This is a genomic window from Paenibacillus sp. VT-400 (genome assembly GCF_001029205.1).
GTDB classification, from domain to species: Bacteria; Bacillota; Bacilli; order Paenibacillales; family Paenibacillaceae; genus Paenibacillus; species Paenibacillus amylolyticus.
The window spans coordinates 2,186,471-2,198,575 of record NZ_LELF01000067.1 but is presented as its reverse complement, the minus strand read 5'-3'; the positions used below and the strand labels follow the sequence as shown (position 1 = coordinate 2,198,575).

Genomic DNA, 12,105 nt, shown 5'->3' with positions numbered 1-12,105 from the left:
TAAGTAATATATTATTCAAATGGATAGGTCCAAAATGTTTCTCTGCCAAAACGTTTCTTGATTTCTTCATTATTCAGCTCACGATTTCCTACAAGCTCTGCTGCCTGGAATTGTGAACGATGGGCACGAATGGACGCCATTTTTCGATCCAAAAATTCGGATACGTCAACAAATACATCCGGTTTGCCAATGTACTGTTCCTGATTATTAGCGAACGCAACGCAGTGAACAATCGGACGTTCATCCACAGGAAGTTTAGTGATTGTACGTATAACAGCGGCTCCCGTTGCATCATGATCGGGATGAACACTGTACCCCGGATAGAACGTAATGACCAGCGTAGGGTTCAACTCTTTTAGTAGCGACATGATGGTATCTTCCAGTAACTGTGGGTCTTCGAACTCCAGCATTTTATCGTGGAAACCCAGCATTCTCAAGTCCTGAATACCAATCGCTTCAGAAGCTTCGATGAGTTCCTGTTTACGGATGCCAGGCAACGTCACTCGGTTGGCAAATGGAGGAATCCCCATATTGCGCCCCATCTCGCCAAGTGTTAGACAAGCATAGGTTACATGGGCACCGCCATCTATGTATTTGGCTAACGTTCCCGATACAGAGAAAGCTTCATCATCTGGATGTGGATATACCACCAAGATGCGCTCATGCTCGTTGTGTGTAGTATTCATGGTTATTCAATCCTCCGCTTTCATCAGAACATTTCTCGGCTTAATTGTAACGCCACAACTAGTTTACCCTGGCTGTCGTGACCGGCGAGAATCAGTCTTTCTTGTTCCTGCTCATCAATATGTGTAAGTCCTTCGGCGTAAAGCCATCCCTGCGTTGTTTTCAGACCAACACGGTATGGACCTGTACCTGAAATGGACCCCTGCGTATATCGTATGGCCGCATTAGTAATGAATGCCGATGCTGGATGTTTTGTACTGTCCATATGTTGTGCGTAAGCACCTGACGTAAGTTCTAGATGTACGTATAAGTCCTGATCAGCAAGATTATTGATCCGGAGCTGAATGTCTTGAGGTTTAATCGGTTGCATAGCGGCCTCCTTATCTAATGTAATTGTACAAATTTCATTTTAACATAACCACAAGAGAATATACATGGAGTGACCCTGTCGACCTCACATAGAGCCCTCTCATGATGATTCCAGTTTGAAAACAAGAACAGATTTGCGTGGTTTTTTCTCTTTTTATTCATGGATCATATCTATATTATGAAGTGTAGGCAAAAACGCCCGTGATGAAGAACCTTAAATTTTAAATGAATCTTGCTCCAACATGTTTGGAAAGGAGTTTAACTCGACTTGAAATCTCTAATACAACTACTTCATTTTGGCTATCATCAGGCCATGAGCTGCATATTTCCCGTAGCGATCTTTGGAACACTGGCACTGTCCAGCGTAATTCCTATTCCTTTCCTTCATCGATATGATGCCATTCTGCTCGTATTGCTTGCTGTGCAGTACCTAATGTATCGAAGCGGCTTGGAAACCAAAGATGAAATCAAGGTCATCTGTGTATTTCACATTATTGGCCTGGTGCTAGAAATCTATAAAGTATGGATGGGATCATGGTCATACCCTGAGCAAGCATACAGCAAAATCCTGGGTGTCCCTCTTTATAGTGGATTCATGTATGCAAGTGTAGCCAGTTTTATGTGTCAGGTGTGGCGAAGACTGCGGATGGACATGACCGGATGGCCTGGTTTTGCACCTTCGATGCTGCTCGGAGCAGCCATCTATATTAACTTTTTCACTCATCATTTTATGCCCGATTTTCGCTGGTGGCTGACGGCGCTTGTATTTATTGTCTTCTGGAAAACCTGGATTATTTACCGGGTACGAGCAACGACCTATCGAATGCCCTTATCGCTTGCTTTTATCATCGTTGGTTTCTTCATTTGGACTGCTGAGAACATCGCTACATTTTTCAATGCCTGGAAATACCCTGATCAGCATGATGCCTGGCAACTGGTTAGCTTTAGCAAAATCAGTTCGTGGTTCCTGCTGGTCATCATCAGTGTCATCATCGTTGCGCAGCTCAAATATGTGAAGGCCAATCGAACCGCAGATGATCCAAAGTCCAGGTAACTACTTATTCTCTAACCGTAAAACAGCAGCAATCTTAGACTCGTACCTAAAGTCTTCGAATGCCGCTGTTTTTTTACTGGAGTTCTATTTGAGATTATTCAATAAATAATGAGCCAAAGCCATCTGCCTCTTCAATGTCTTTGTTGATTAAGAGGTTCTCCTTTTGATCATATGCTTTGATTGTATAAGGAGGAGTAGCTGATGAAGGCAGGAATGCATACCAGATTTGTTGGTTCTCACCTGCCTCAACCAGCTTCGCATCGAAAGTTTCGGGCTTTCCATTTTGCTTGATTTCAACAGTTACACGTTTGATAGTGGAGTCTATGATGTCACCAAATAACATCGGTAACGGGGCCGAGACTTTTTCTAATTTCGGTATGCTCATATAATTCAACGCAAACTTGGATTCAACTGATTCATTAATGGAATATCCTCCACCCCATACCCATTTCCATCCGAAAATGTTCTTGCGGGTATACTCCATCTGAAGATTACTGTTATTTTCCCGACCCTTTTTTTGTGTAAACAAAATCATGCCCCCGTCCACAGCCTCCTGATGAATGAATTGGGAGGTATAAGATTCACCTCTAAATTCTTGAACGGCCCCTTGAGGACTGTTCGCTATAGGAATATGTATAGGTTCATTCAATCCCCAAACTTTGGATATCCGTTGATCGGCTAGCCCGCCAGCTCGTTCATTCATATACATATATGCCAAGATTGACAGGGGCGATAGTAAAATTACCATTGCAGTGATTAGCAAAATTCTCCTGTTACGCTTGATTATCTCCATGTACACTCCTTATGATAACGATGAAATATTAAATACAATCACTCTGATATTACCATAATTAGCATATTAGTTCTTGTTTAAGTATAATTCGGACAATCAAAAAAGGCCGCCATTGGCGACCTTTCAAGTCATTCATCAAAGCTATTCTCCCAGAAAGATTACTTCGGTTTCCAATTCAACTTGGAACGTATCATATACTTTCTTCTGAATAAATTGGATCAGATCCATATAATCCTGGGCAGTAGCGTGATCCACATTTACGATAAAACCTGCATGCTTCATGGAGATTTCAGCACCTCCGATGCGAGTGCCCTGCAAGTTACAATCCTGAATCAGTTTACCGGCAAAATGTCCCTCGGGTCGTTTAAATACACTTCCACAAGAGGGGAATTCAAGCGGCTGCTTGGATTCTCTCAGGAACGTTAATTCCTTCATTTTGCTTGCAATATCTTCCTTGTTTCCTTTTTTGAGCCCGAATTCGGCCTCCAGTATGATATAGTGATCCATCTTGAAGAGACTATTTCGATAACCAAACTTCATCTCTTCTCGCGGGATTTCCAACACTGCGCCGTCTTTGGTGATCACAGTCGCACGTTCAACAACATCGGCGATCTGACCGCCATAAGCACCCGCATTCATGTAAAGTGCGCCCCCCGTGCTGCCGGGAATACCACAAGCAAACTCCAAACCGGTCAAGCTATGCTCCAAAGCAAGTCTGGATACATCAATGATATCAACGCCGCTTTGCGCAATCATGCTGTCCTCATTCACTTTAATTTGATCGAAGTGGCTAAGAGAAATCGTTACTCCCCGGATGCCCCCGTCTTTAATAATGACGTTTGAGCCTTTTCCAATGACCGTCAGAGGTAACTGATGTAAGTTGGCAATTTCCACGATTTTAGTGATTTCGTCTATCGTTGTTGGATGGATGAGAATATCTGCGTTGCCACCTATTTTAATAAACGTGTGATTTTTTAGTGGTTCATTGAATTTCACTTTTTCCAAAGGTATCTGATGCTCAAAAATATTCATGATTTTCTCTCCCTGAATTCATAAAGAAATGATTGCACCATCGCGAAAATGAGATGCTCCTTCTTTATTATATGCTAAATAGGAGATTTTGTTTGAAATTATGTTGTTTTCATTATAATTAATCACATTCTCTTTAGATTTTGAACTTTTCCGTGAGTTCCTGCATGGAAGCAAGCTACTGCTCTGTTGCCGCGATTACATGATTATGAGAGTTCTATGTCTGTTTGAGTCAGCTTGGCTGATAGCTCCCATAAACGAATAGCTTGCTCAGGGTCGATGGCATACTTTTTAACCCCATAGAAACCTCCATCCTCAGGAGCCATTTCACTGATGTCACAATCCTCGCAGTAGACACCGCCTTTTCCCTCAAGCTGAGGAGAGGTTGCTGCCCAGACCTGCGTCGCTGCCCCCTGCTCAGGTGTTTTGAACGCAGGATTGGCCACTTGTCCAGATTCATCAATCCAGCCCAGAGCAATCATTTCCTCTTTTGGCATATGACGCTGTAGTGGTGTCATAATTCCGCCTGGATGAACTGAGAAAGCCCGTACTCCGTGCTCTGCACCTCGACGATCCAGCTCAACGCTGAATAAAATCGTTGCTGTTTTGGACTGTCCATAGGCAGGGAATTTCTCATAGCCATGTTCAAATTGGATGTCATCCCAACGAATCGATGAGAAATGATGTCCCGCTGATGCCAAGGAAACAACACGTGCTCCCCCCTGACTAGTGAGTGCTGGCCATAACAGATTAGTCAGGGCAAAGTGGCCCAGATGATTTGTTGCAAATTGAGCTTCCCAGCCAGGACCAACCCGCGTCTCCGGGCAAGCCATGATGCCCGCATTAAGAATCAGCATGTCAATGTCCCGATCACTCGCCAGAAACCGCTCCGCAAAAGCACGAACGCTGGATAAATCAGCGAGGTCCAATTCATCTATTTCAACACCTTCCAGACCCGAAAGTGCTTCCTTCGCAACCGCTGGACGACGTGCAGTCACCACTACACGGGCTCCCGCATTAACAAGCGCACGTGTCGTCTCCAACCCCAGGCCGGAATATCCACCCGTTACAATAGCAAGCTGTCCGGACAAGTCCAGATCCCTCAATACATCCTCAGCTGTACTATTATGGTTGAGGCCAGAGTCCATTTTATGTTGTAAAGTTCTAGTATTATTTTCCTGTGTCATTCTGTTCATCTCCTTAGTAATATTTCTACTTCTTCAAAGTCTACACCCTAGAGCGTACTCTAAGTCAAATGGAAGTGAATACATCACCTGCAACTTCTCCGTGCAATCTGTAAACGTAAAAAAGCCGCCAGTTGGCGACTTTCGTTGAAATGATTATAGTCATCCACGTTACGAATCACCCTGAACGGTGGATAACGAAACAAGGACCGGACTGGCGAAATCAGAGGCCTCTTCTCCTTTTGGATTATGAAGACGGAATAAAAATGCGTCCTCTTCTTCTGATTTCCAGACCATATAATCGCTAATGCCTTCTTCACCTGAGGCCTGAAGATAGAGCTCGGCATGACCAAGCGGGTGTTCTACCAGTTCTCCACTATAATCGGATACCTTACCGGCTTTTTCTAATTCTTCTTTACCCGCTGTCTCCAGTTCTGCCAGATTATAATCCGAAGGCAGTGGTTCAATATCCACATAATAGTCAGCGTTACTAGTCAGTGACAGACGGCCTTGAGCAGCATCAAATGTGAATTTCTCGAATACGTACAAGGAAAATCCTTCTCCTTGTTGCAAGGTCCCTTCTAGTGATTGATTGCCATCTGCGGTCAACATTTCAAAACTTGCGGTCTGTGGACGCTCCGTTTCATTTGCTTCTTCTGTTCCATCTGTTTCAGATGGTTGTTCATTTTCTGTTGAAGGTGCTGGAGCAGGTTCACCTACTGGCATTGATGGTTGAGGGCTAGGCAAAGGTTCATTACTACCAGAGCAAGCTGCAAGTGTTAGAACTATAACGATTAACGAGATACTCATCATAATAGAACGTGGTTGAAACATCAGGTTCATTCCTCCCTGTCTATATTCAGTGCTTACATGTTATTACCCATGGCTGAGACTCGGAATCCATAGGTCCAACCTATGAGTTTATCCATAATCAGTATTTCCCTAGGGTCAGGGAAGAACCCTTGATACAGACACCTCGGCATCGATCGAAAGACGCAAGGTGGATATCAATGCCATGCTGGAGGATCAATTGGTGTGGTTGGAGGAAGCGGGGTTTCGCGTGGCAGATTGCATGTACAAATACTTGGACTTTGCAGTGTTTTATGCGCAAAAATAAAAAAAGACCGGATTATGGGCAGCTATGCCGTAATCCAGTCTTCTCACATATTTTTCATCTTAAATCACTTATTTCAGCGATGCTGGCAGCTTAACGCCGAGAAGTTTGCCTTCGGCTTGGATGATGATCATTCCGTTTGTCTTCAACGTCGTGTTGTGCAGATCTCCACCGGTGGAGATGCGGAAGACCGACTGACCCGTCATCATGTTGAGGGCAAGCAGGGTGCCGTTACGTTGCGCTCGATACATTCCTTTACCGTAAACATCAATCTGAGAAACCGGGGCATCACCATGCCACTGAACCTCTTGACCATTAGCCAGCTTGATGCCTGTAAGTTCTCCCGTGTTTCCATTTTTGTAGATCAACCTTTCCTGTGTAACGCCAAGCCATACCATATTTTCGCCGTAAGGGCGCTGAAAAGTTCGAAGTGGCGCGGGACCTGGCTTGGTTGAGGTCAACGAATACTCCGCTATCTTATCCCCTTGTAGAATGTATAGTTTGTCTTTATTGGAAAATATCCCTCCATACCCATTCACATACGGTGGATCTCCCGGCATGGTCCACTTATACTCCTGATTTCCTTTTAACATACCGGTCTTCAGATTGTACACATTCACTTTCCATTTACGTTCTGGTGAAGACTCGTCATTTTCCAACATCGAAGAATAGTAGTCCGCTGAGTATACAAGTCCGTCTTTGATCTGAATAGCTTCCCCCTGACCAAAATGACCCCATAGCTTCTTGCCCGTTTTCTTGTCATATGCATTAAGCTGTAAGGATGTAAGTGCCCCTTGGACAAAAAAGGTTCTCAACACCACACCATTAGATTCTCTCAGATACTCAGTACCATTACCTTCACCTAATGGTTCATCTGCTTCCCAGCGCAGTTTGCCTGACTGGATATCCAGTGCAAACGTTGTACTCCCCTTAATCACGTAGAGGGTATCCACCGTTGGAATCAGAGCTTCCGTACGGTTATACGTATCAATCCAGGTGGATGTACCTGACTGCCATATTGCTTTGCCTGTCTTCGCATTCAAGGCATATGGCTTGTGATCAATGGTCAGTCCGTAGAGAATCCCGCTTTGATAGGTAATATAAGGAGTCAGGTCTTTGGCGTAAGTCCACAGCCGTTTACCTGTTGTCGCATCAAGTGCAATCAACTTCGATCCAGCAAACGTGAATACTTTGCCTTCTTCTGCGATGGCATTAACTCCAACATACGTCTCGTTCATATTCAGATAGTTATCTACTTTTGCTGTCCAAGAAGGTTTCAGTTCAGGTACAGTGATTCGTTGATACGAATACCAGTTACGGATGGATACATCCGATGCTTCAGCATGTGCCTGCGATGGCAACACGCCGATAACGCCGTGAACCATCAGCATTCCGGCAGTAATGCCTGCAATGATGGGTCTTCCTGCTCTTCTTTTCCATTCCTTATTCATTTGACGTTTATGTATATTGACCATGGTAAATCCTCCTGTTATTAAAATCCTGAGATATAACTACATAAACATAACGTGTGATGGGTCCAAATAGTTACCGGATTGTTAAATTATTCAAAGGAAATATCAAAAAAGCCGCCACCAGGCGACTTCTTGATAACTGTATTTTTTCGGAGATAAGTTGCGAACGTGACTCATTAATGAAGTTTCTACTTTACTTTAGTTGGATCTGGAATACATCACCGGAGTCCCCACCAAAAACGATAAAACCACTTTTCGGGAGTTTCGTCGATTCCTGATTGGTTGCTACAGAGAAGTCAACCATTTCCCCTTTATCATTATACACTGCATAACCTCCGGTCTTCGGAGAATCCACCGTGATGGATTTGTTACCCGATCGGGCGTCGATCGCATACCACCGGGCTTGACCGTTTGCCGGAATAGTCGTAATTCCTTTTTTTCCACCAAAGATTGGAGTAATCGCATCCTCGGCAATGTATTCCTGCCCATCCTGGAGCAAAATCTCGGCGCCATTCTTTGTGTAAAATTGCAGATCAAACGCGTCTCTTCCGTTCATTACAGGAATCTCGGCGATATTCTCTGCGTTGTTTGCATCCATGATTTGCGTACCATTGGCGTAACCATGTTCGGCGTCAACAGACAGGTTCTTGATCAGCATCGATGGAAGCAGATAAAAGATCGATGTTATTTTTTCATCCAACGCGTAATATTTCGAGCCGTCACGAGCTGTCCATTTCTCTTTCGTTGCTGCGTCAAGCGCATTATGATCCAGTTTTTGATAATCATACGTGTTCATTACCGTTTGACCTATGCCGGGTAACGATATCATGCCTTGAACTTTAACATACACCTTGTCATTACGTTCCTTCACAAAGCTAGCTTTTACACTGCCATCCGCACTTGTAAAATGTTTGTCGCCTGTGTACACATATTTCTGCTCTGGAATAATTCCACCCAGCAAAGCAGGCAGTTGCATCTCACCATCCTTAATCGTTATATCCAATGTCTCTCCTACCGTACCATAGAGACCGGAGTACGCGCTTAATTCTGTTGGCATCTTCACTTTGTCGGGTGACGAGAAGGTCTGATCGGGTTTAACCTTGTCAATGATGCCTTGATCCGCCAGAACTTCCAGCAGCACTTTGCTGGCAAACATCTGATTGTAGATGGAAGATCCGCCAGATGATAGAACCGCCATTGAAATATCATGTTCAGGTATAGTGATTAACACGGCATGGTACAACATGGTATCCCCGCCTTTGGCAAGCGCGGTAACCCCATAATCGCTGAAAGGTGCAAGGTCAACCGAATCCCATCCCAAGCCATAATTGATCGTATTTTGCTCATCAGATACCCATATGCCCTTACGATATTCATGAGATTGCATGGCCTTCACAGCAGATTCGGACAGAATATCCGGTCTGTTCCCCATTAAAACCTCTCCGAATTGACTCAATTCTTCTGCGGTAGAGTACACTCCGCCTGTGCCGATAATGTTTGCATTTTCGGTAGGCATCTTCATCTCAAGTGTAGGCCAATAGGTTTCGGATAATTGCGCTCTGTCAAAGGAATCTAGTGGTGTCTTCGTTGATTCCAACTTCAACGGCTCGCTGATGAACTTGGCGATATATTCGCTGTAGCTTAATCCACTCACCCGTTCAACCAGAATTTCAAGCAATTGAAAACCGTCATTGGCGTAGACGGAGTATGCGCCAGGTTTGGATTTCAGTTTTTCGGACTGAAGTTTGAGCAATAACTCATCATGATTGCGGGTGTCATTATCTTCAAACAACATGCTGTTTCCATAATGCGTACCGTAAAGACCGGAAGAATGATTCATCAACATGCGCGGTGTGATTTGAGTATAGCGCGCATCTGCCATTTTAAAGTCTTTGATATACGAAGTAAGCGGCTCATCCAGATCTATTTTACCGGAATCAACCAGCTTCATGGCGGCTGCCGTAACAACCATTTTGCTAACCGAGCCTATGCCATACATGCTATCCTTGTCTATTGGCTTCTGTGATGCCTTATCGTGCAATCCGACACTATCTGATAAAATATATTCCCCTTCATCCATGATCGCATATTGCACACTGGTGACACCGTAGTTTTGCACCATCTCCTTGGCGATCTGCTCCGCCCGTGTCTCAATCGTACCGCTGTTATTCGCCTCTGCTCTGACATCTGCCAGCGGTGTAATTACAAGCACCGCTGTACATAAAAGACTAATTAGTTTCTTCATCATATGTCCTCCCTCAAATGTTCTTATGAATGAATTCATCATATCCGGGAAGAGACTGATCAAACGAAAACGGACCCTGAATGGAAAAAAACAACCCCTGAACGGCAGGTTCAGGGGTTGTCGGTGTGGAACGGAAGCACGACCATGTTGTTAAATTTCCGATGCTGATGCTCAATACTCATATGTCCACCATATTTCTCGCACATTCGCGATATATTGGTTAGACCGATCCCATGGTACTCCGGATTGGGCTTGTCACTTTTCAAGTCAACGATCGGTTGCTCCACATGATTCATAATCTGGATGACCAGTGTAGATGATGTGGAGTGAATGGCAATGAGGATGTATCGATCCTCGGCCTGTCTAACTTTCTTGGAGGCCTCAATTGCGTTATCAAGCATGTTACCAAGCACCACACACAGATCATATCGATCGATCTGGATATGTTGCGAGTGGAGCTGGACTTTGGTGTCGATTTTGATCCCGTTTGCCTGCCCCATAGCCAAGGTATTTGTAACGAGTGCATCAATGACCAGATTACCGGAGTTCACCCGCTGGTACGCACCTTCAATGGTATTTAATGTTGACTTGATATGGTCACCTGCCGCTGCCAGTTCGTTACGCTGGATACATTCATCAATATACAGAAATTGCTGATTGATATCATGGATGATGGATTTAATGTTTTTGAAACTGTGAACGGTTTTCTCATAGTTGGCATCCTGGTAGTCCATCTGACGCTGTAACTGGGTATTTTCATGCGCAAGCTGTACCTTTTCCACCATGTTATCGAATACATATACAATGAACACGTTGAGAAATAGCGAGCCTAGTACAGAAAAGACGTAGAATATGTTTTTTTCACTATATATGGAGGCCACATTGATCTGATAGATCGTAATAATGGGTACGATAAGAAACAGCAAATAATAACGATAATGCACGGCAAAACTTCTGCGTTTAGCCACTAAACGTACAATTTGAATAACAATAAACATGATACTGCAACCAACCAGCATTACCTTGGAAAGAATCCAGTGGTTTTCTCCGTTGAACTGTTCCCATGAAATGAATTCTGTGGATTCCAAAACTCCGAGAATATATACGGCTATTGTATTCGCCATCGTAATCAGAACCGCATACAGGATGGTAAAAACAAGCTTGATTTTGAACTCCACTTCATAGGATTGTGCCAGACTGAAGATTAATAGCAGAGCAACAGCAGTAGAAACGATGTCCGAGAAGGAAGAAACCAAATAAAAATAACAAAGCAGGATAAATACGATGAAATAGATCGCTCTGCGCGGCTTACGCCTGGACTTGCCCAACACAGAATCAAAATAAAAGTTCGCCTGAAATGCCATAAGTAAGGTCACAAAGATGATGGAAAAGATCATATAGGTACCCATATCATTGAATCCTCATGATCATGTATTTGGTGTAGGCATCCTTGATTTCTTTGACTTTGGATCGGCCTATGGGCAGTTCCATTCCATTCAACATGACGACTTGGGTACCGGAAAACTTCTGAACATGCATCAGGTTGATGATAATCGAGCGATGAATCTGCAAGAAACCATGGTCTTTCAAACCGGTAGCATAACTGGATAAAATGCCTTTGGTCTCATGTACATTTTCCTGTGTCACAAAATTCAACTTGTTCTTGATCGTTAAACTTTTGACGACCTCAATCCAGAGAATATCATCATATTTCAGCAGCAGTTCATCATAGTCTGATTTGATTAGTACATACTTTTTGTCCAATGCCTGAAAATATTGACACAGCTTAATCATCTTTTCCTCGAAAACTTGCGGCTGGATTGGCTTGATCAGATATTGAAAGGTGATGACATCAAAGCTCTCCACCATATATTCCGGGTAACTGGTCAGAAACATAATCTGTACATCCAGAAACTTCATGTTCCTGATCTCTTTAGCGGTCTGAATCCCGTTCATTCCGCCCATCTCCACATCCAAGATGAGGATATTGAATGTATCCCCAACCTCTCTGTAGTGTGAGAGCAGTTGTTCACCAGATGTGAATAGGCTAATTTGAAAATCAAAATTGGTTTTTAGAGATAAGGAGACCAGCATGGATTTCACACGTTCTCGTTGCTGCTCCTCATCATCACAGATTGCAATATTGAACATGGGGGAACAT

Annotated in this window: 11 protein-coding genes; 1 reads left to right on the top strand and 10 read right to left on the bottom strand. The window is 43.7% G+C overall.

Translation table 11 applies throughout. From position 1 onward, the window contains the following. Window positions 1–11: 11 nt before the first annotated feature. Window positions 12–686, bottom strand: coding sequence for a bacillithiol biosynthesis deacetylase BshB2 (gene bshB2 / locus EL84_RS20440; protein WP_036670850.1), 675 nt, complete (start codon window positions 684–686; stop codon window positions 12–14). Between the two features lie 23 nt (window positions 687–709). Next, window positions 710–1,054: a YojF family protein gene (locus tag EL84_RS20435; protein ID WP_017688572.1), complete on the bottom strand. Its 345-nt coding sequence runs from the start codon at window positions 1,052–1,054 to the stop codon at window positions 710–712. 267 nt (window positions 1,055–1,321) lie between these two features. Here EL84_RS20435 and EL84_RS20430 point away from each other — a divergent pair, with 267 nt between their 5' ends. Beyond that, window positions 1,322–2,107 (top strand): DUF817 domain-containing protein, encoded by a 786-nt coding sequence (locus tag EL84_RS20430; protein ID WP_036608089.1) that lies wholly within the window; start codon window positions 1,322–1,324, stop codon window positions 2,105–2,107. Window positions 2,108–2,201: 94 nt separating this feature from the next. Here EL84_RS20430 and EL84_RS20425 read toward each other — a convergent pair whose 3' ends face one another. From EL84_RS20425 to EL84_RS20390, 8 genes are all read right to left on the bottom strand, one after another. Then, window positions 2,202–2,900: a hypothetical protein gene (locus EL84_RS20425; RefSeq protein WP_047842896.1), complete on the bottom strand. Its 699-nt coding sequence runs from the start codon at window positions 2,898–2,900 to the stop codon at window positions 2,202–2,204. Window positions 2,901–3,041: 141 nt separating this feature from the next. After that, complete coding sequence (murB, locus tag EL84_RS20420; RefSeq protein WP_370511408.1) at window positions 3,042–3,950, bottom strand: UDP-N-acetylmuramate dehydrogenase; 909 nt, start codon at window positions 3,948–3,950, stop codon at window positions 3,042–3,044. 185 nt (window positions 3,951–4,135) lie between these two features. After that, on the bottom strand, window positions 4,136–5,116 hold the full coding sequence (locus EL84_RS20415; protein ID WP_047842894.1) for an SDR family NAD(P)-dependent oxidoreductase: 981 nt from the start codon (window positions 5,114–5,116) through the stop codon (window positions 4,136–4,138). 168 nt (window positions 5,117–5,284) lie between these two features. Further along, window positions 5,285–5,947 carry a hypothetical protein gene (locus EL84_RS20410; protein ID WP_047842893.1) on the bottom strand — a complete coding sequence of 221 codons (663 nt, stop codon included), beginning with the start codon at window positions 5,945–5,947 and terminating at the stop codon, window positions 5,285–5,287. Between the two features lie 351 nt (window positions 5,948–6,298). Continuing rightward, on the bottom strand, window positions 6,299–7,702 hold the full coding sequence (locus EL84_RS20405) for a PQQ-binding-like beta-propeller repeat protein (protein ID WP_047842892.1): 1,404 nt from the start codon (window positions 7,700–7,702) through the stop codon (window positions 6,299–6,301). A gap of 190 nt (window positions 7,703–7,892) precedes the next feature. Continuing rightward, window positions 7,893–9,944 carry a serine hydrolase domain-containing protein gene (locus tag EL84_RS20400; RefSeq protein WP_047842891.1) on the bottom strand — a complete coding sequence of 684 codons (2,052 nt, stop codon included), beginning with the start codon at window positions 9,942–9,944 and terminating at the stop codon, window positions 7,893–7,895. Between the two features lie 110 nt (window positions 9,945–10,054). Beyond that, window positions 10,055–11,353 carry a GHKL domain-containing protein gene (locus EL84_RS20395; RefSeq protein WP_047842890.1) on the bottom strand — a complete coding sequence of 433 codons (1,299 nt, stop codon included), beginning with the start codon at window positions 11,351–11,353 and terminating at the stop codon, window positions 10,055–10,057. Between the two features lies 1 nt (window position 11,354). Continuing rightward, window positions 11,355–12,095 (bottom strand): LytR/AlgR family response regulator transcription factor, encoded by a 741-nt coding sequence (locus tag EL84_RS20390; RefSeq protein ID WP_047842889.1) that lies wholly within the window; start codon window positions 12,093–12,095, stop codon window positions 11,355–11,357. Window positions 12,096–12,105 lie beyond the last annotated feature (10 nt).